Origin of the sequence: Flaviflagellibacter deserti, assembly GCF_042652085.1 — a bacterium.
Lineage (GTDB): Bacteria > Pseudomonadota > Alphaproteobacteria > Rhizobiales > Methylopilaceae > Flaviflagellibacter > Flaviflagellibacter deserti.
Genome location: NZ_JBHSJF010000004.1, coordinates 113,731 through 133,769, shown reverse-complemented (window position 1 = coordinate 133,769; position 20,039 = coordinate 113,731). Strand labels below are relative to the sequence as shown.

Annotated in this window: 18 protein-coding genes; 7 read left to right on the top strand and 11 right to left on the bottom strand. The window is 62.5% G+C overall.

Annotation, left to right across the window (positions count from 1 at the left end; translation table 11 throughout):
- Positions 1–67: 67 nt before the first annotated feature.
- From ACFPFW_RS04510 to ACFPFW_RS04470, 9 genes are all read right to left on the bottom strand, one after another.
- Positions 68–1,660, bottom strand: coding sequence for an MFS transporter (locus ACFPFW_RS04510; protein ID WP_114957117.1), 1,593 nt, complete (start codon positions 1,658–1,660; stop codon positions 68–70).
- Positions 1,657–2,097 carry a DoxX family protein gene (locus ACFPFW_RS04505; RefSeq protein ID WP_114957118.1) on the bottom strand — a complete coding sequence of 147 codons (441 nt, stop codon included), beginning with the start codon at positions 2,095–2,097 and terminating at the stop codon, positions 1,657–1,659. The genes ACFPFW_RS04510 and ACFPFW_RS04505 overlap by 4 nt, the downstream gene beginning before the upstream one ends.
- 9 nt (positions 2,098–2,106) lie before the next feature.
- The gene (locus ACFPFW_RS04500; protein WP_114957233.1) at positions 2,107–3,969 is read right to left on the bottom strand and encodes an amidohydrolase; all 1,863 of its coding nucleotides are present in this window, start codon (positions 3,967–3,969) and stop codon (positions 2,107–2,109) included.
- A 91-nt stretch (positions 3,970–4,060) separates the two neighbouring features.
- A complete protein-coding gene (locus ACFPFW_RS04495; RefSeq protein ID WP_114957119.1) occupies positions 4,061–4,324 on the bottom strand; it encodes a XapX domain-containing protein in 264 nt (87 codons plus the stop codon).
- Between the two features lie 68 nt (positions 4,325–4,392).
- Positions 4,393–5,043, bottom strand: a complete 651-nt coding sequence (locus ACFPFW_RS04490; protein WP_379769642.1) for a hydrolase — start codon at positions 5,041–5,043, stop codon at positions 4,393–4,395.
- 124 nt (positions 5,044–5,167) lie between these two features.
- Positions 5,168–5,563, bottom strand: a complete 396-nt coding sequence (locus ACFPFW_RS04485) for a response regulator transcription factor (RefSeq protein ID WP_114957121.1) — start codon at positions 5,561–5,563, stop codon at positions 5,168–5,170.
- Positions 5,564–5,689: 126 nt separating this feature from the next.
- On the bottom strand, positions 5,690–6,292 hold the full coding sequence (locus tag ACFPFW_RS04480; protein WP_379769603.1) for a response regulator transcription factor: 603 nt from the start codon (positions 6,290–6,292) through the stop codon (positions 5,690–5,692).
- Between the two features lie 14 nt (positions 6,293–6,306).
- Positions 6,307–7,908 carry a sensor histidine kinase gene (locus ACFPFW_RS04475; protein WP_114957123.1) on the bottom strand — a complete coding sequence of 534 codons (1,602 nt, stop codon included), beginning with the start codon at positions 7,906–7,908 and terminating at the stop codon, positions 6,307–6,309.
- 402 nt (positions 7,909–8,310) lie between these two features.
- Positions 8,311–9,276 carry an MBL fold metallo-hydrolase gene (locus ACFPFW_RS04470; protein ID WP_114957124.1) on the bottom strand — a complete coding sequence of 322 codons (966 nt, stop codon included), beginning with the start codon at positions 9,274–9,276 and terminating at the stop codon, positions 8,311–8,313.
- A gap of 134 nt (positions 9,277–9,410) precedes the next feature.
- Here ACFPFW_RS04470 and ACFPFW_RS04465 point away from each other — a divergent pair, with 134 nt between their 5' ends.
- From ACFPFW_RS04465 to ACFPFW_RS04455, 3 genes are all read left to right on the top strand, one after another.
- Positions 9,411–10,334 (top strand): LysR family transcriptional regulator, encoded by a 924-nt coding sequence (locus ACFPFW_RS04465; RefSeq protein ID WP_114957125.1) that lies wholly within the window; start codon positions 9,411–9,413, stop codon positions 10,332–10,334.
- A gap of 763 nt (positions 10,335–11,097) precedes the next feature.
- Positions 11,098–13,812 (top strand): GAF domain-containing protein, encoded by a 2,715-nt coding sequence (locus ACFPFW_RS04460; protein ID WP_114957126.1) that lies wholly within the window; start codon positions 11,098–11,100, stop codon positions 13,810–13,812.
- A 213-nt stretch (positions 13,813–14,025) separates the two neighbouring features.
- Entirely contained in the window at positions 14,026–14,166 is a 141-nt protein-coding gene (locus tag ACFPFW_RS04455; protein WP_379769599.1) for a hypothetical protein, read from the top strand.
- A gap of 221 nt (positions 14,167–14,387) precedes the next feature.
- Here ACFPFW_RS04455 and ACFPFW_RS04450 read toward each other — a convergent pair whose 3' ends face one another.
- On the bottom strand, positions 14,388–14,975 hold the full coding sequence (locus ACFPFW_RS04450; RefSeq protein WP_114957127.1) for a DUF308 domain-containing protein: 588 nt from the start codon (positions 14,973–14,975) through the stop codon (positions 14,388–14,390).
- Between the two features lie 131 nt (positions 14,976–15,106).
- Between ACFPFW_RS04450 and ACFPFW_RS04445 the strand changes: the two genes are divergently transcribed.
- Positions 15,107–15,679: a TetR/AcrR family transcriptional regulator gene (locus tag ACFPFW_RS04445; RefSeq protein ID WP_114957128.1), complete on the top strand. Its 573-nt coding sequence runs from the start codon at positions 15,107–15,109 to the stop codon at positions 15,677–15,679.
- Between the two features lie 187 nt (positions 15,680–15,866).
- On the opposite strand, the gene ACFPFW_RS04440 is transcribed toward ACFPFW_RS04445, so the two are convergent.
- Positions 15,867–16,760, bottom strand: coding sequence for a LysR family transcriptional regulator (locus tag ACFPFW_RS04440; RefSeq protein ID WP_114957129.1), 894 nt, complete (start codon positions 16,758–16,760; stop codon positions 15,867–15,869).
- Positions 16,761–16,864: 104 nt separating this feature from the next.
- Between ACFPFW_RS04440 and ACFPFW_RS04435 the strand changes: the two genes are divergently transcribed.
- The 3 genes from ACFPFW_RS04435 (at position 16,865) to ACFPFW_RS04425 (ending at position 20,036) form a co-directional block, all read left to right on the top strand.
- Entirely contained in the window at positions 16,865–18,073 is a 1,209-nt protein-coding gene (locus ACFPFW_RS04435; protein ID WP_114957130.1) for a (R)-mandelonitrile lyase, read from the top strand.
- Between the two features lie 368 nt (positions 18,074–18,441).
- Complete coding sequence (gene paoA, locus ACFPFW_RS04430; RefSeq protein ID WP_114957131.1) at positions 18,442–19,089, top strand: aldehyde dehydrogenase iron-sulfur subunit PaoA; 648 nt, start codon at positions 18,442–18,444, stop codon at positions 19,087–19,089.
- Positions 19,086–20,036 (top strand): FAD binding domain-containing protein, encoded by a 951-nt coding sequence (locus tag ACFPFW_RS04425; protein ID WP_114957132.1) that lies wholly within the window; start codon positions 19,086–19,088, stop codon positions 20,034–20,036. Before paoA ends, ACFPFW_RS04425 begins: the two co-directional genes overlap by 4 nt.
- The last annotated feature ends 3 nt before the right edge of the window (positions 20,037–20,039 follow it).

Below are 20,039 nucleotides of genomic sequence, written 5' to 3'. Positions count from 1 at the left end.
GCCAGGAACGACAGTGCGATGCAGTAAGCCACAATCGATGATCGAGCGCGAAGCCGATCGCGGCCGATCATGGCTTAAAGGCCTTCTGGTGCTTGGCCTCGATCGCCAGAAGATGCGTCACCTTCGGCGGCTCGGCGGCCGAGTGGAAACGCAACACCTCCGCCTGGATATCGGCATCCGCCTTCGACACACGGTGATGTTGCCGGAGATGTTCCGCCCAGCTTTCGACCATGAACCATTCGGTGATCCTTTCGGGATCCGCCGCGTCCTCCATCACGCCCCATTGATAGGCACCGTCGCGACGGCGTTCGGCTGACAATCTGGTCAGTGCGGAGATGAAATCAGGCCTGCTGTCGCGAGATACGCAATACTCGATCTGGATGATGACTGGACCGCGATCATGTTCGACTGGATCGATAGTCAGCGGCTCGGGCCAATGATGCGAGGCGGTGAGATCAGCCTCGCCGATGGGCAGCTTGATCCGGTGCATGACGAGGCCTGCGATGACGAGGCCGGCACCGCCGACCAACAGCGTGGTCGGCACGCCAAGTTCCTGAGCGATCAGGCCCCAGCCGAGACTGCCACCCGCCATCGCGCCGTTGAAGACGGTGAGATAGACGGCAAGGGCACGGCCTCGAACCCAGTTCGGCAGGATCGCCTGCGCCGTGCCGTTCAGCGTCGTGAGCGCGACGATCCATGCGCCGCCGAGGAGCAGGAGAAGCACGAATGCAATGAACTTCGGCGGAGCAAGCGCGAGACTGGCCATGACAAGAGCGGTGACGAGTACCGAACCAAGCACCAGTTGGTCGGCATCGAGCTTTTGCCTGAGACGCGGCATGACGAGCGCGCCGACGATTGCACCGGCACCGACAGCTCCGAGCAGAATGCCGAAAAAGCCGGCATCGCCCTCTAGAAGGTTCCGGGCGACGAGGGGCAGAAGGGCCCAGACTGCGCTGGCGAACGCGAAGAACACCACCGCGCGGATCAGCACGACATGGAGTTCGCGGCTCGCGCGGGCATAGCGGAGGCCGGCCCGGAACGCGCCGGTGAAGCGTTCCGACAAGACGTCATCAGCGTCCTGCGGACGCCGCCACCAGAGCAGCGCGGCGATGACGAAAATGTAACTAAGGACGTCGGCTCCATAGGTGACCGCCGCACCGAAGGCCGCGAGCAGAAAGCCGCCGGTCGCCGGGCCGATGGAACGGGCGATGTTGATGCCGAGCGAGTTCAGCGCTACGGCGCTCTTGAGGTCCTGCTTTTCGACGAGCTCCGGCACGATCGACTGCCACGTCGGACCCATCAGGGCGGCGCCGATGCCGCCGAGGAATGTGAGGGCGACCAGCGAGCTCACGCTCAGAAGGCCGAGATGCGACAGGATCATCAGGCTTATGCTGACCGAGGCGAGCATAACCTGGATGAAGATGAGGAACTTGCGGCGATCGAGGATGTCGGAAAGCACGCCGGCTGGGATCGCCAGAAGGAAGATCGGCAGGGTCCCCGCTGCCTGGATCATCGCGACCGCCGCAGGCGAGGCCGAGAGGTCGGTCACGAGCCATGAGCTCGCGACGTCGCGCATGAAACTGCCGGTGTTGCCAAGCACGGTCGCTGCCCAAAGGACTGCGAAGACGGGCTGGCGTAGGGGCGCGAAACTTCCGCTCATTTCGCGCGAGCCTCGTTCAGGTCGTACCAGGCGACCAGCAGGAAGCCGCCGACAAGGCCGAGGTGTTCATAGAACGAGTTCGCCATCATGAATCGTTCAGGCGGCGCGATCTCCCAATAACGATTGGCGAGGAACGTCGCCACCAGCGTGAAACCGCCGAGCGCAAGGGCGCCAGCCCAGCGCCAGATTCCAGTCAGGATCATCGCGGACGCGCCGAGCTCAAGTATGATCACCGCAACGGCGAACGGCGCGGCCGGCGAGAGTCCGAAATGGTTCATCTCCGCGATGGCAGAGCCGAAATCGGTCGCCTTGTTGATGCCGCCTTGCAGATAGGCTGCGCAGAGGCCGAGCAGAGCGAGCCATTGTATGGCGCGCGAACCAATCACCGGGCGAACCTGGCCGACAGATTTCGTTTTGAGATTCCCCGGCCCCGCCATGCCCGCTCCTCAGAATGCCCAACAGGCGCAGCCGAGCGCGCCCCAGAACGAGCGCTCGTCGGAGACCGGAGCGGCCTGCCCGAGAGCGCGGGAATGTGCGTGACCGTGGACACCGCAGGCGCTGGCGCAGCCGCAGGCCGCCGCGAGGCGGTAGGTGTTGTCGGTCGAGGCGCGCTGCTGGTAGCCGCCGAAGCGGCCGACCGGCGACCAATCGGGCATCGGCGCGGGAAGCGCGGGCGCGAGATCGACGAAATCGCCGCTGCCGTGCACCGGGTTGCCGCCCAGCACGGTGAGGACCGAGGTGATGTCCTGGATCGCATCTTCCGGAACCGAGAAATAGTCGTCTGAGAGAACCGCGAGATCGGCGAGCTGGCCCTCCTTGATCTGGCCCTTCTTGCCGGCCTCGGAGGAGAACCAGGTATTGTTCTCGGTCCAGAGGCGCAGCGCCGTCTCGCGATCGAGGCGGTTGGCGACCGGGTAGAGTTCGGTGCCGCCGATCGTCCTGCCGCTGACCATCCAGAACAGCGAGACCCACGGATTGTACGAGGCGACACGGGTCGCGTCGGTGCCGCCGCCAACGGGAATTCCGGCCGCGAGCATCTTCTGAATGGGAGGCGTCCGCTCGGCGGCGCGGTTGCCGTAGCGTTCGATGAAATATTCGCCCTGGAACGCCATGCGATGTTGCACGGCGATGCCGCCGCCAAGTTTGGCGATGCGGTCGATATTGCGGTCGTCGATCGTCTCGGCGTGGTCGAAGAACCAGTTGAGGCCGTCGAACGGGATGTCGCGGGCGACCTTCTCGTAGACGTCGAGCGCGCGGGTGATCGTCTCGTTGTAGGTGGCATGCAGGCGCCACGGCCAGCGCTTCTCGGCGAGGAGGCGGATGACGGGTTCGAGGTCGCCTTCCATGCTCGGCGGCATGTCCGGGCGCTCGACCCGGAAGTCCTCGAAGTCGGCCGCGGTGTAGACCAGCATCTCACCCGCGCCGTTGACCCGGAAGGTGTCGTCGCCCTGTCCCGGCTTCACCATGTTCGACCAGCCGGTGAAGTCGCTCAGCTCTTCCTTCGGCTTCTGGGTGAAGAGATTGTAGGCGATGCGGACGGTGAGCTGCCCGTCGGCGTGCAGTTCCTCGATGATCCGGTAATCGTCGGGATAGTTCTGGTAGCCACCGCCGGCATCGATCACGCCGGTCACACCGAGGCGGTTCACTTCACGCATGAAATGGCGGGTCGAGTTCTTCTGGTACTCGGCCGGCAGCTTCGGCCCCTTGGCGAGCGTCGAATAGAGGATCGTCGCGTTCGGCTTGGCGAGCAGCAGTCCGGTCGGATTGCCCTGCGCGTCGCGGACGATCTCGCCCCCTGGGGGATCCTTGCTGTCCTTGGTATAGCCGACGGCGCGGAGCGCGGCGCCGTTCAGCAGCGCCCGATCGTAGAGGTGCAGGATGAAGACCGGCGTATCGGGAGCGACGGCGTTCAGTTCCCCGATGGTCGGCAGGCGCTTCTCCGCGAACTGATGCTCGGTGAAGCCACCGACCACGCGCACCCATTGCGGCGCTGGCGTGCGGTCGACCTGCTCCTTCAGCATCCGCATCGCGTCGGCGAGCGAGCGCACGCCGTCCCAGCGCAGCTCCATATTGTAGTTCAGCCCGCCGCGGATGATGTGCATGTGGCTGTCGATCAGGCCGGGGATGACCCGGCGGCCGCCGAGATCGATCTTCTTCGTCTCCGAACCGGCGAGTTCCATTACCTCACGCTCCGAGCCGACCTTGAGGAAGCGGCCGCCGGCGATCGCAATCGCCTGGGCCTGCGGATTGCCGCGATCGAGCGTCGTGACGCGGCCGTTCAGAAGGATGAGGTCGGCTTGTGCGGTCATGGTCTGAGCCTCCACGGCTCCAGGTCGGAAGGGCAGTCCGGCGGCCAAGGCGCCAAGACCAGCGATGACGGAACGACGGTCGGGAGCCATGTCAGCTATCCCCCTGGCCGGTCCTCGAATGTCGGCCTGGTAGCGCGCCTAGAATGTGTTCTCGGCATTCTCTGCTGATGCAGGCGCCAAGCGCTGACTCGCCGTTCATCACCTGTCGAGCGATTGGCACGATCTGCTCGCCGAGCAGGATGCCGAACAGTCCGACCAGGGCCACCACCGGCGGCGCGGGCGAACGGACGTTGAGAAGACCGTAGATGACGCCGACGAGGATGCCGGCCGCGAGGGAGAGTAGATAAACGCGCATTAGGCAGCCTCCTTGGAGGAACGTGCCGGTGGCGAGGGGACCCGCTCGCCGGCACCGGAGGAATGGTCTCAGTGACCTTCGGACGCGCCGAACATCGTCTTGGCGTAGATGATGCCGAGGCCGTAGCTGCCACCGAACTTCTTGGCGATACCGGTTGTCGATTCGTAGGTCTCGGTGCGAGCCCAGTCGCGCTGCAGTTCGAGCATGTACTGGAGCGAGGTCATCGGGCGGACACCAGCCTGGATCATGCGCTCCATCGCGCGCTCATGCGCTTCCTCGGAGACGTCGCCGCATGCGTCAGAGATGACGTACGCCTCAAAGCCCTGATCGAGCGCCGACAGGGTCGGGCCGACAATGCAGACCGAAGTCCAAAGGCCGGCGAACACCAGCCGCTCCTTGCCGATCCGGTTGACCTCGTCGATGACGGCCGCGTCTTCCCAGGTGTTCATCGAAGTGCGGTCGAGCAGCTTCTGACCCGGAAAGGCTTCGGTGATCTCGCTGAACATCGGGCCGGAGAAGCTCTTCTCGGCGACCGTGGTCAGGATGGTCGGGACGTTGAAGCTCTTGGCCGCGTGCGAGATCAGCGCGGCATTGTTGCGGAGATTGACCGCGTCGATCGACTTGGTCGCAAACGACATCTGCGACTGGAAGTCGATCAGGATCAGCGCGTGGTCGTCCGGCTTCAGGAGATTCGAGCCGGGGGTCGGCGTGGCAGTGATAGACATTTTCCCATTCCCTCGTTGATCGTGTTCAAGGCTGTTGGAGCCGGGACTAAGCGGATCGAAGCGATCCGCGCTTCGATGGTGGAGGGGATAATTCGGCCTCCCAATTCCGAAGTGGAAACTATTGAAATCCATCGTTTCCAAAATTGCGGCGTCCGCAGGCTGCTTCTAGGCAGCGGAGTAACTCCTTCGGATCGACTGGCTTCGGCAGGAACCAATCGATGCCGGCGTCTCCAATCCTGTCGCGTGCGACATGATCCGAGTAGGCGGAGACGAGGACGGAAGGAATCGTGAGGCCTTCGTCCACGAGACGACGGTGAAGCTCAACCCCGGACAGGCGCGGCATCCGGTAGTCCGTGATGAGACAGGACGTCGACATTCGATCCTCCGACGTGAGGAATTCGAACGCGTCGCGAAATTCCATGACCTCGAAGCCGAGAGCTCTGACCAGACCCGCCAGGGCCTCTCGAGATGCGTCATCGTCATCGACGATGGAGATCGTTCGGCGGTTCTGCATTCCCCCATGTCCGATTGGTCCGAAGGCGGCCGCTCCCTCAAACATGAGCGGGCGATTTCGCTTGGACAGACGATGGAGGATAGAGGAGGGTGACCGCAATTATACCGTGGTCTCTAACCCGTCCGCCTATGGGATATCGGCGGCTATTCTGTCAGCCATGCGAACGAGATCAGGCAACGAAGCCGCCTTCATCTTGCGCATGATCTGAGCCCTATGGGTTTTGACAGTTATCTCGCTTACGTCGAGATCGGCGGCGACCTGTTTGTTGATGCGACCAGCGGTAACGAAGGTGAGGATCTCTTTCTCGCGCTGCGTCAGGGTCTCATAGCGGTCGAGGATGTCCTTCAACGTCGCAAGTTCGGCGCGGCGCCGGCGGTCCAGTTCGACGCCCTTCTGCACCGCATCGAGGAGGTCCTGCTCCCGGAAAGGTTTGGTGAGGAATTCGATCGCGCCCGCTTTCATCGCCGCAACCGACATCGGTACGTCGCCATGGCCAGTGATGAAAACGATGGGCAGGTGGATACCCGATCGCGTCAGCTGACGGTGAAATTCGAGGCCGCTCTGACCGGGTAGCCGGACATCGAGGACGAGACAGGAAGGAACGTCTGGACGTTCGGCCTCCAGAAATTCGGTCGGGCTGGCAAAACCCTCGACCGCTTGGTCGACGGAACACAAAAGGTTCTGAAGGGAATCTCTTACTGATGGATCGTCATCGACGATGAACACCATTGACCCATCCGAAGTCATCGGACGCTCTCTCCGTCGCGGCTATCAGACAGATGGTAGGTCGGAAGAGAGAAACGGAAAACCGCTCCTTTCGGCACGTTGTTGTGTACGGACAATTGACCTCCATGGGCTTCGACGATCGAGCGGCAGATCATCAGGCCCATTCCGAGTCCCCCCATCTTCGTGGTCACAAAGGGATCGAACAGCCGATCGACATCCTCCGGAATGCCAATACCGGTGTCCTCGACTAGGACGGTGACCTCATCGGGATGGCCGGCGGTGGAGATGCGAACCACGCACTCGCCCTTCCCATCCATCGCTTCGATCGCGTTGGCAACTAGGTTGTCGATCACCTGACGTAGCTGAATGACATTGGCATTGACGCGTGGCAGTGCTGGGTCAAGCGTAAGAGAGATATCGACTCCGTTTAGCCGGGCTTCCAGCCCAAGATCCCGCACAGCGTCCTGAATGAGTCGATTGATATCGACTGACTCACGTGGTCCTCGCTCTTCGCGGAACATCGCCCGGATACCCTCGATGATGGCGCCGACCCGATGCCCGTCGGCGACGATCCGCCCGAGCGTGCTCCGGGCACGTTCGAGTTCCGGCGACTCTCGATCGAGCCAGCGGATGCAGGCGTTGGCGTTGGTGACCATGCTGGAAATCGGTTGATTGACCTCGTGAGCGATGGAGGCCGACAGCGCTTCCATCGTCAGCAGGCGTGCGTCGCGGGCGCGCTTCTCGATCGAAACCGATCTGATCAGCCTGCTATGCAGGACGCTGGTTTCCAGGAGCAGGATGAGCATTACCAAGGTGGCCGCCGCCAAACCGTACACCCGTCCGGCCCACCATCCGAGGCTCAGCCGACCTCCGCTGATATAGGTCAACATCACGAACTCGAGCAGCATAGTGCCGAGCACTATCAGCAGCCACAGATCCAGTGTTGAACGGAAGCGTCTCCATAGCACGATGATCGCGAGGATATGGGCGAGGGTGCCCGCCTCGGAGACATAGCTCCAGAGGCTGGTCACGCTGCGTTCGTCGAGCATGAGCTTTGGCATGGCGTTATCGGATGCGATGATGAGCGAGGTCAACGCGATGACCGCCGCTGTCGTCAGCGCCACGGACCAGACGACCGAACGGGCGTGGCCGCCTGCCACGCAGCGGTCCTTGAACAGGGCATAGGCGATCACAAACAGCGGGAAAGCCAAGCGCCGGATGGCGGCGATATATGCCGTAGTCTGAAGACCAGCGCCGAGTAGCCCGGACGGGGCGAAAACACCAGGAAAGGTCAGAGCCCAGGGGATCGCAGTGACGCCAGCGAAGAGATAACAGATCGAGAGCAGGAGCAGCCCGAGCGAGCCGCCCGCAACGAACATCGAGACGAGAAGCGCCGCGGTGACAAGATCGCTTACCATCACCGCAGCCGCATATGCTGGCAGGAACGCTTCCGTGCCCGGCAGTGGAATGCCGGCGAACGGAACAGTGGACACAAACGCGAGAAGCAGGACAGCCGAGACGGCGGCGGCCATGCGGAGCTGCCCACGGCCGGGACGGGTCGATGAAACCAGACGGTCGGCGTTAGTCGCAGTCTCGGAAGGAAGCAGAACATCGGTCATCAGTTCAGGCTGAAACTACCCTCCGCTGATCTCACGCGCCAGCATCGGTGCCCTGAATGAAGGATACTCCGACGCCCGGCGAGGCACGTCCGCTCTTGGCGCGCAGCCGAACGTCAGCTCGTGGCGCTCTGCGGAACGTCTGGTTCGGGCTGCCGCCCAACTTCGCCTGCGGCGGGCCGCAGGATGACCTCTCGAGCCTTCCGACCTTCTACGCGGGCCTTCTCTCAGGCGATCCCTTGAGAGAAGGCTTGCTTTAGACGGTCGAGGCAGGGCCGACGCGGGCGCTGCCAGCCACTTGGAGGGAGGATCCCAGCGAACGAGCCCCCGTCCTCGCAGTTCCTCCCATCTAGCGCCGGCCAAGGTACCCCGCCAGGCGGCAATCTCGGACTGGATCCTTCCGAGCTAGTCTTGATACGCCCAATCTGCCACAGACCAGCCTAGCCGCCCATTATCGGCGACGATCCGGCCAAGCCCGGGGAACGGCATGTGAGTCGCAGCAATGAGGGCGCCTTCCTCGGCGGCCCGCGGAAAAAAACGGTCTCGCATCGCCTGGGCGGCCGGCCGATCTTGTTCGAAGAGGAAGTTCACGTCCGTCCCCATGTCCGGGTGAACCACCGGGAAGAGCATGTCCGAGACCATGATCAGGCTTTGCGAACCGTCCTCGATCCGCACACCGATATGACCGGGCGTGTGGCCGGTCAGGTCCACGAGCGAGATGCCGCGCGCTATTTCGTGGTCGCCTTCCGTCGCCTGGAGCTTGGGATAAAGACGAACTAGGTCGGACGCCAAGCGAAAGCTGGTCTGAAGGTAATCGGGCGCGCCGGCCTGCTTTGCGGGATCGGTCCAGTAAGCGATGTCGCGGCGGTCAACGTAGACTTCCGCATTCGGGAAGCGGCGCTTCCCTCCTTCGACGAGGCCGCCCATGTGATCTTGATGCATGTGGGTCACGATCACCGCGTCGATCTGGTTCGGCTGCAAGCCAAGAGCGGCGAGCGCCTCGAGGAGGCGGCCGGTTTTTCCCAGCGTTCCGGCGGGTCCAGCGTCAATCAGAACACGCCTTGATCCGTCCTCGACGAGATACTGATTGAACAAGAACCGGACGCCGCTTGGTCGCGCCGTGGACTCCGCCTTGGCGGCGGCCTCCACCTGCTCGGACGTTCGCCCCGGAAAGTAGTTGTAGGGCATATCCGCATAGCCGTCCGTCAGCGCCGTCACCCTGAAGCGGCCGATGCTGATCTGAGCGAGGGGCGTGACGCTGGTCGGCGACGGTGAGCCCGCGGCGTGGGCAGCGTTCGTCTCTGCCAAGGCACCGAGTGCCGTGCCGGAAAGCCCCAGTGTGAGAGCCCGGCGGGAAATCGTGATAGTCATGGACAGCTCCAATAGCGACACCGAACACGCTCGTACCAGTCGGCGCCCGGCGACCGGCCGCAAGCTAGACCCTGCCCCGGTGCAGCAATATCCTGCGCTCTTTAGATGCTTCCTCTCGATTAGCGGAATGCAAGATGGATCGTTTCGAGGGGATGGCGATACTGCTCGCCGTCGTGGAGGAAGGTAGTTTGTCCGGCGCGTCGCGGCGGCTGCGTACGCCGCTTCCGACCGTTAGCCGAAAGGTCGCGGAGCTGGAGAAGCATCTGCGCACGCAGCTTCTGGTGCGCACGAGCCGCCGCATCCAACTTACCGACGCCGGCAGCGTCTATGTTGAGGCGGCGAGGCGCATTCTGGAGCAGGTCGAGAGGGCCGAGCGCGATGCGGCGGACGAATGCAGTACGCCACGTGGCGAACTCGACGTGACCGCATCGTATGTGTTCGGCCGAACGCACCTTCTGCCGATCGCGATCGACTTCTTGAAGGAGCAGCGGGATATCGACTTGAGGCTGCACCTCAACGATCGCCAGGTGAACATGGTTGAGGAGCAAGTCGACGTCGCCGTCCGCATCGGGCACCTCGTCGACAGCGATCTTCGTGCGACGAAAGTAGGCGAAGTGCGACGGGTCGCCTGCGCCAGCCCGGCCTACCTTTCTGAGCGCGGGACGCCCATGACCCCGGATGAACTATCTGAACATGACGGCATCACTTTCAGAGGGTTCAAGAACGCGCCGGAGTGGCGCTACCGCGGCGACAATCCCTTCTGGACAGCCGATCCTCGCCAACGCCTAGCCGTCAATTCCACTGAGTCCGCGATCACCGCCGCTGTCGCGGGTCTAGGTGTCGTGCGCCTGTTGTCTTACCAGATCGAACAAGAGTTGCGCTCAGGAACGCTGGTTTCGATTCTCGAGAACTTCGAGCCCGAACCGCTGCCAGTGAGCCTCGTTTGTCCCCCGGCCAGCCTGCGGCTCCGCAAAGTCCGAGCCTTTCTGGACTGGAGCGCCCCACGGCTCCGGGCACGTCTAGGCTGCCGCGCTGCTGGCTCGCGCTCAGCGACCTGATCAAACAGTTCTAACACACCGGTGACCACGAGACGGCCCGCTTCCTGGAAGAGAAGAGATGCCCGCTCCTGGCCGCAAACTGGAACTCGGGAAAACGTAGATTTTTGAGCCAGCGGTCGGGGAGGGCGGTTGTGCTTGGGCTAATCCACACCGCTGAAATCGGAAAAGCCAAGAGGCTCTAGGAAACGTACGTTTCCGCGAACTGTCGCGTTGCAACGACCATTGCGTTAGGTGCGTGTGCTCGGAACCTCTCAGAAGTCATTCGCAAAATCAAAGGTCGTGATTCCACCGGCAAGTACGTTTTCACGAACGGGATTTCCCGACATAAGAATTCCGGACGTGTTTTAGGACCTGAAGTCGCTTTTCCCCAATGGCGAGTGGATGTTTCGCCAGCGCTGACCGAAAATCGGTCGATTGTCAGAGCTGACACGCCGACTTCTGACGCGTAGCAACGGCTCAGGATGCGAGGGCGGTCAAGATAATTAGGGGATGGCGTGAGCGGCGAGCCACTCTCGAGGCGTCCCGAGTAGACAGGCCGTCGACGTTCACCACCTGTCCATCTCGGTTACCGCCTCGACGCTCAGCTTGATTTGGCTGAGGCGGACGAGTGTAGCAGGCTTGATCTTGTTCCGGAGTTGCGTGTGCCCGACTAAGACAGCGGTATCTGGTGAGGTCCGGTCCGCTACACGAAAAGGAACATTGCTACGGCTTATACGTTCAGGGTGCTCGCGAAGTATGTGCGCGTCTTTGCATGGGGTGATTATTGTCTGACACGCACGATGCTGCCGAGGAGGACCGCCTTGCGGCGCTTCGTTCTTACGACATCTTGGACACCCCGGCGGACGGCGCATTCGATCGAATCGCCTCTCTTGCGGCTAGGTTGCTGCGGGTTCCGATCGCGATCGTCAGCCTGGTCGATCACGACCGCATCTGGTTCAAAGCCAAGCACGGCCTCGACGTCGAGCAGATCGACCGGGAGCCGGGGCTGTGTGCGTCGGCGATCATGGGTGACGAGCCATATGTTGTAACCGACGCCCGAACCGATCCCCGCTCGCTCGCCAATCCGCTCGTAGCCGGTGATTTCGGCCTGCGGTTCTATGCCGCTGCGCCGCTGAAAACCACTCACGGGCATCGGCTCGGGACTCTTTGTGTGATCGACCGGGAACCGCGCGAGATTGGCCCGGACGAAACCGTCATGCTGGAAGAGCTTGCCGCGCTTGTGATGGAGCACATGCAGCTGCGGCTTCAGGCGCGGCAAGTGGCTGTCGAGGCTCGCGACCTCGCAGAGTTGGGCAAAGAGCAGCGTGGCCGGCTCAAAGAGGCAGAACGGCGACTCGCGGCGGTTCTCGACAATGCGTCGGTGTCGATCTTCGTTATGGATGACCGCCAGCACTGCTCTTACATGAACGCAGCCGCTGAGCGACTGACCGGTTATACGCTGGTCGAAACGCAGGGTCGGCCGTTGCATGACGTCATCCACCACCAGCACCCCGACGGATCGCCGTTCCCGCTAGAGGATTGCCCCATTGATCGCGCCTTTCCGGAACACCGGAATATGAGCGGCGAGGAAGTGTTTGTGCACAAGGCTGGCCACTTCTATCCCGTGGCCTACACCGCCAGCCCGATCGAGGACGAGGCCTCACGAACAATCGGCACGATCATCGAGGCACGGGATATCAGCGCTGAGAAAGCCGCGCAGGAAGCGCTCAGGGCCACGGTCGCCGATCTCGCGACAGAGCGCCAGGCGCTGGAAATTCTCAATGAGACCGGATCGCGCATCGCGGCCGAGTTGGACCTCTCCCGCGTGGTGCAATTGGTGGTCGACGCAGGAGTTACGCTATCGGGCGCTAAATTCGGAGCGTTTTTCTACAATGTCGAGACGGACCAAGGCGAGCGGCTGCTGCTCTACTCGCTGTCGGGTGCCGAGATTTCCGATTTCGAGCGCTTCGGCATGCCGCGTGCGACGCCCATCTTCGCACCGACCTTCAAGGGCGAAGGGATCATCCGCTCCGATGATGTAACCGCCGACCCACGCTATGGAAAAAATGCGCCGCATTCCGGCATGCCCGAGGGTCACTTGCCGGTCCGCAGCTACCTCGCTGTTCCCGTCGTCTCCCGTTCTGGAGAGGTCATCGGAGGCTTGTTCTTCGGCCACCCCGAGCCAAACATCTTCGACGAGCGAGCGGAGCGGGTGATGAGCGGGCTTGCGGGACAGGCGGCGATAGCCATCGATAATGCACGGCTGTTCCAGGCCGCCGAGCGGGCACAGTCGCTTCTTGAGCAGCGAGTCGAGGAGCGCACGCAGGAGCTGGCTACAGCCAACGAGGCTCTGCGCCAGGCACAGAAGATGGAGGCCGTCGGCCAGTTGACCGGCGGCATTGCGCACGACTTCAACAATATGCTGGCGGTGATCCTCGGATCGCTGGAGCTGCTCGGCCGCCGCCTCTCGCCCGAGGACCCCCGCCTCGCCCGTTATCTCGGTGCCGCTCGGGACGGCGCGCAGCGCGCCGCCACGTTAACTCAACGACTGCTCGCATTCTCCCGCCAGCAGCCGCTCGCCCCGGAGAACGTCAATGCGAATAAGCTCGTCGCTGGGATGTCCGACCTGCTGCGGCATTCCCTCGGCGCCAGCATTAAGCTGGAGACCGTGCTCGCCGCGGGATTGTGGCCGACCCACGTTGATCCGAACCAACTGGAGAGTGCGATTCTGAACCTGGCGGTTAATGCCCGCGACGCGATGCCGGGGGGAGGCAAGCTGACCATCGAGACGCAATGTTGCCACCTCGACGAAAAGTACGTCTCGAATCACATCGGGCTGGAAGCGGGCCAGTATGTGATGATCGCGGTTTCCGACATCGGCAGCGGCATGCCGCCCGAGGTGATCGCCAAGGCGTTCGATCCCTTCTTCACGACCAAGGAGGTCGGCAAGGGGACGGGCCTGGGCCTCAGCCAAGTCTACGGCTTTGTGAAGCAGTCGGGCGGGCATATAGCGATTTACTCGGAGCCCGGTGCGGGCACCACGGTGAAGCTCTACCTCCCCCGCCTAATGGCCCCTGCGGAACTGAGCAAAAGCGAGGGCCAGGCGCCCGACGTGCCCTTAGGCGATGAGGCCGAGGTCATTCTCGTCGTGGAGGACGAAGAGGCCGTCAGGCGCTACACCGTCGAGGCCTTGAATGAGCTCGGATACCAGGTGATCGAGGTCGAAAGCGCGACCAAAGCGCTCCGCATCTTGGAGACACGGGCCGACATAGTCTTGCTGTTCACTGACATCGTCATGCCTGACGTGAACGGTCGGGAGCTGGCCGACGAGGCCCGCAGGCGCCGCCCGCATCTCAAGGTGCTGTTCACCACCGGCTATACGCGCAATGCGGTGGTTCATAACGGAGTTCTGGATGCCGACGTGAACCTGATTGGCAAGCCGTTCACGATCGATCAGCTCGCGCACAAGGTACGATCGGTGCTCGAAAGTCGAGCGTGACACGGACAGAATGCTTCCCTTGCCCTTGTCCCAATCAGGCGCCTTTTAGAGCGGGTGTTCTTTCGCGACGGTTCTGCCATCCAGCGGTCGTACCACCGTCCCAGTAGTCGGCTTTCCGCCCAGCGCAGACATGCAAAATAGCGTCCGACGTGCGCTTCGCGGAAGTGGCGGCTGGCACTGGGATGACCAGGATTGGGGAGCTTAGCTGCCGAGATGGGCCATTGGAATCGACATCACTGGATGCCGGAAAACGTCGCGGTTCAGATCTTCGGCTGCCTCGATCTTCGCCAGCTCGTCGGCAAGGCGCTGCCGGGCGCGTCCACGCTTCTGCTCTTCTGGACAAACTCGCGCTAAGTCCTTGACGGCGCCTACAGTCCAGACACGGCTCGTCCAGCTAACTTGCTGATCCAAAACGAACAGGCGGGGCTTGAAAATCCGCGTGTTCGTTGGTTCGATTCGGGCCCTGGGCATCATCATCCTAAAGGACTTAGCTCAAGCTTGGCAGCTACGTCGAAATGACGAGCTACACACCAGCGACAACGCTGTAGCCGGCTTCTGCGAGTTCTCGGCGGGATTCAATCGACCTTCGAACGCGCTTGTTCAAGTTTTCGCGGCAGGCCGCGAAAAGCGGCAACAGTCAGCCACACCGCCGACACCAGGAAATAGAACGCGCCGAATCCTGCATAGGGGGCGATGTCGAGAATCGAGGGCGGGACGGCCTCGATCGACTGCTTGATCATGAAGCCGCCGGCCAGCGTTGACTGAGCGCCGCTCAGGATCATGGCCCACTGGGCGCCGTACAAACGCATACGCCGAATTCCAGTGTAGAGCTGCAGCAATCCCGAAAGGATCGCCCAAACGCCGAACACGGCGAGGACTGCGTGCATGTCCCGCATCACAGCGATGATGACGATAATCGTCATGATCGTGCTGGTGACGACATTCAGGGTCTGGGATCTGTTCGCCGCGAGCCCACCACTTGCTCGGGCGTCAGCAAAGTTCGCCAGAGCGTCCCAGGCTGGATAGATGATGAGTAAGACGGAGACGACGGTCCGATTATCCGCGAACAAAATGGCAGCAATTATCCAGGCGATCGAGAAGACGGCGCGGCCGTAATAATAGGACCGCAGCCAGCCGGACGGTGCAAAAAGTTCGTCTTTCATAAAGGGCTCTCTCTGACCAAATTCGCAAACCAACTAATTGGTAGGAAATCTAATTACGTCAGCGCAAGCTGGTGTCGAGGGGGTAAAAGGTAGGCCTTGACATCTCATCCTACTAGAAGGTAGGCGGACATATGGAGCAATCGACTTCCGAAAAAATCTTAGATGTTGCGCAGTCTCTCGTGGTAGCCGGCGGCTACAACGGCTTCAGCTACGCCGATATATCGGCAGCCGTCGGTATTCATAAGGCGAGTATCCATCATCACTTCCCGACTAAGGCGGAATTAGTATCCGTGCTTGTTGGGCGATATGTGCGACAGGCCCAGGAAGGCCTGCGGTCTTTGAGGCAGCAGGTGAGTGATCCTGCCGAACAGCTCGACGCTTACGTCGGCTACTGGCAGAAGTGCGTCCTCGACGACGCGGAGCCGTTCTGCGTTTGCGCGATGCTAGCGAGCGAGATTCAGTTGCTCCCCGATGCTGTGGCCGCCCAAGTTCGTGCTCACTTCCGGAACCTGGGTGAATGGCTTGCTACCGTCTTGGAGACCGGCGAGGAGCAAGGCTCGTTCCGCCTAAGCGCCTCTCCGGAAGAAGAGGCGCAAATGCTCATGGCGTCGGTTCATGGCGCGCTCCTGTCTGCCCGAGCATTTGGGGACGCGAAGCTGTTTTTTGCGATCGTTAGTCCGCAGCTTGCTAAGCTCCGAACCTGACGCCATGTCCTTCGTCGCTGCCGACATCCAAATCGGGCAGGGCGCTGAGCCGCTGCGATCACCTGGAGATAGAAAGCTTGCAGCCTGTCGATTAGACGGCGCGAATCAGGCGTTCATAAGTGCGTGGGTAGTGCGGGCCGAGGAGCCGATCTCAAACCACGGCATTCCCCGCTTCTCCGCCTTACGATCACTCCCTGTAGCGTAGCGCCTCGAGGAGCAGCGTGAATGCAGGCGTCGGCTGCCGCCGGCTGGGATAGTACAGGTGATAGCCGGGAAACGGAGGACACCAATCCTCGAGCACCCGGATCAGCCGTCCTTCTTTCACGTGTGCTTCGACTTCGTCCTCCGGAAGATAGGCGAGCCCCAATCCGGCCAGAGCGGAGTTCACGCGCAGCGCGAGATTGTTGAACACGAGCGGTCCTTCCACGCGCACCTTCAATTCGCGGTCGCCTTTTTCGAACTCCCAGGCGTAGAGCCCCCCGAACGTCGGCAGGCGTAGATTGATGCAATCATGGGCGGTCAGGTCCTGCGGTATCCGCGGGCGCTTGCGCCGTGAGAAATAGGAGGGCGCCCCGACGACCGCCATCCTCATGTCCGGTCCGATGCGCATTGCGATCATGTCCTGCGCGACCTGTTCCCCGAGACGGACACCGGCGTCGTAGCGTTCCGCGACGATGTCGGTCAGGCCATAGTCGACGATGATCTCGACATGGATGTCCGGATAGGCCGGCAACAATTTCGCTACTGCGGGCCAGAGGATTGCATTGGCCGAGTGTTCGCCCGCCGTGATCCGGATCGTGCCCGATGGCTTCTCCCGAAGTTCGCCGAGCGCACGGAGCTCCACGTCGATCTCCTCGAACCGTGGGCCGATCGCCCTGAGGAGACGCTCCCCGGCCTCGGTCGGAGACACGCTGCGCGTGGTGCGGGTCAGAAGTCGAATGCCGAGCCGCTCCTCAAGCCTTCGGACGGTATGGCTCAACGCCGATTGGGACGTGCCAAGCTTGGCCGCGGCTCGCGTGAAGCTCCGCTCCTCCGCGACCGCCAGAAAGACCGCGAGGTCTCCGAGCTCCTCCCGTCTCATTCATGAAACTCCGATATGGCTGCATGCCGTTTCTAGCGTCTAATCATGGAGGAGAGTGAGCCCTAGTCATTGATCATCGCCTGAAATTGCACCGGAGTTGATCGATGAAGCAGTTCGCTGTCGCGGCAGTCACAGCTCTCTCCTTGGCCGCACCGGTCGAGGCCGAGGAACCGAAATCGCCTCGGCGGAGTGTGGTCTCTCCCGATGTCCAGGCCACGGTGCCGGCGCTGGCCAACTATACCGACGACGTCCTGTTCGGCGACGTCTGGAAGCGCCCCGAACTCGCCCCCCGAGATCGGAGCATCGTCACGGTGAGCGCGCTCATCGCGGGCGGTCACACCGCGCAGATGACCGGCCACTTCAATCGCGCGCTCGACAATGGCGTGAAGCCGGAGGAGATCACCGCGATCATCACCCATCTCGCTTTCTATTCGGGCTGGCCGAAGGCGATGTCGTCGGTCGCCGTCGCCAAGGCCGTTTTCGAGAAGCGCGGCGTCGATCCCGCGCAACTCGCCGCGGTGTCGGGCGAAGCGATCGCTTTCGACGAGGCCGCCGAAGCCCGGCGGAAAGACGCCGTGGACAAACAGGTCGGCGGCACCGTCCCGGCCCTGGCCCGATACACGAATGGCGTTCTGTTCGGCGATCTGTGGCGACGCGCGGACCTTGCGCCCCGGGATCGCAGCCTTGTCACCATCGCCGCTCTGATCGCCGACAGTCAGGTCAATCAGCTGCCGTTCCATCTGAACCGGGGGATGGACAGCGGCCTGAGCCAGACCGAGATTTCCGAAGTGATCACGCATCTCGCTTTCTACGCCGGCTGGCCCAAGGCGATGTCCGCGGTGCCGGTGGCGAAGACTGTCTTCCAAGGTCGCGCCAGTGCGGGATCCAACCCTCAATCGGTGAAGGGAAACACCAGGATGGAGATCATTCGCAGCGGCTCGGAGCCGAGCAAAGGACCGGCGGAATACTTCACCGGCTCCGTTTCGGTGGCTTCTCGCTTCCAGCGCGAGGCTCCGGCACGCATCGGCGGAGCCATTGTTTCGTTCGAGCCAGGCGCACGAACCGCCTGGCACACGCATCCGCTCGGCCAGACCTTGATCGTGACGTCGGGTACCGGCTGGGTTCAGCGTGAGGGCGGTCCGGTCGAGGAGATGCGGGTCGGCGACGTGGTCTGGATACCGCCTGGCGAGAAGCACTGGCATGGCGCGACGGCTACCTCGCCGATGACTCATGTCGCAATCGCCGAGGCACTCGACGGAAAGACCGTGGACTGGCTGGAAAAGGTGACCGACGAGAAGTACGGCGCCCGCTAGGGCGCGCTTGCCAGGCGATCGCCGACAATCACCCGAATCGGCCGCCGCCGATCAATCGCCTCTATCATCCGGCGTATCCGAGTTCTGTCATCCAATGTGACAGGACAACGGGTGGATACGTTTTGTTACAATTTTACCTTCGTTAGGCGTCGTCAGCGCACTGGCGCCCCGCGTGACACGCACCAAGTCCTTCTAAAGACGGACGGGAAACGTTTGGAATTGATGAATTCCAAACATAGGGGCATTCGGCCCAGTGCCGGTAATCGCGCGCTGATCGGCGCCCTATCCTTGGAACAAGTCCGACACGCAAATCGCAGCCAGCCGTTTCGTGCGGCGCCGGCTGATGCAACCAAGGAAGGGAAAGCCTGATGCCAAGTAGCAGCGACTTCACCCGACGGGACGTCCTGATCGTGGGCGCCGCCTCAGTGGTGGCAACCGCCGCGCCGAACATCGCTCACGGCCAGGTTCCCGCTTCCGCGGCACCGATCATTGCCGGAGCACCCGTCATGTCGAAGGTTTCGCTGAACGTGAACGGCGGGATACGTGAGGTTGAGCTCGACATGCGCGCCACTCTGCTCGACGCGCTGCGCGAGAACCTGCAACTGACCGGTACGAAGAAGGGCTGCGATCACGGCCAGTGCGGCGCCTGCACCGTCATCGTCAACGGGCGTCGCATCAATTCATGCCTGACGCTCGCGGTGATGCATCAGGGCGAGACGATCACGACCATCGAGGGACTGGGCACGCCGGACAATCTTCATCCCATGCAGGCCGCCTTCATCAAGCATGACGGCTACCAGTGCGGCTACTGCACGCCCGGGCAGATCTGCTCGGCCGTCGCGATGCTGGAGGAGATCAAGGCCGGCATCCCGAGCCACGTCAGCACCGATCTGACTTCAGCTCCGCAGGACACCAACGAGGAATATCGGGAACGGATGAGTGGCAACATCTGCCGCTGCGGCGCCTATTCCAACATCGTCGAGGCCATCACCGAAGTCGCGGAGGGCCGAGCATGAAATCCTTCACCTATGAAAAAGCGACCTCCGCTGCCGACGCAGCCGCTGCCGCTGCGCGCAAAGAGGGAACCAAGTTCATCGCGGGCGGGACCAACCTGCTCGACTTGATGAAGCTCGAGATCGAGACACCGACCCATCTGATCGACGTGAACGGACTCGACCTCGACAAGATCGAACCGACCCAGGACGGTGGACTGCGCATCGGTGCCCTGGTCCGCAATACCGATCTCGCCGCCAACGAGCGTGTACGGCGCGACTATGGCCTGCTCTCGCGGGCGCTGCTCGCGGGCGCCTCGGGGCAGCTTCGCAACAGGGCGACGACGGCAGGCAACCTGCTTCAGCGCACCCGCTGCCCCTACTTCTACGACACCAACCAGCGGTGCAACAAACGCCAGCCGGGCAGCGGCTGCGCCGCCATCGGCGGCATCAATCGGCAACTGGCCGTGGTCGGCGCGAGCGAGGCCTGCATCGCCACTAATCCGAGCGACATGGCGGTGGCCATGCGCGCGCTGGACGCGACGGTCGAAACGGTGCGCCCGGACGGCGCGACGCGGACCATACCGATCGCCGAATTCCATCGCCTGCCGGGCGACACGCCCCACATCGAAACGACGCTGACGGCGGGCGAGCTCATCACCGCAGTCACGCTGCCGAAGCCGGTCGGTGGAAAGCAGATCTATCGCAAGGTCCGGGACCGCGCGTCCTACGCCTTCGCCTTGATCTCGGTGGGAGCGATCGTTCAGCCGGACGGCTCCGGACGGGTGGCGGTGGGCGGGGTCGCCCACAAGCCATGGCGCGTCGAGGCAGCTGAGGCCGAAATGCCGCGCGGCGCCCAGGCCGTAACCGAGCGGCTGCTTGCCGACGCCAAACCGACCGAAGAAAACGGCTTCAAGATACCCCTGGTCGAGCGCACGCTCGGCGCGGTCCTGACAGAAGCGAGGGGCTGACAG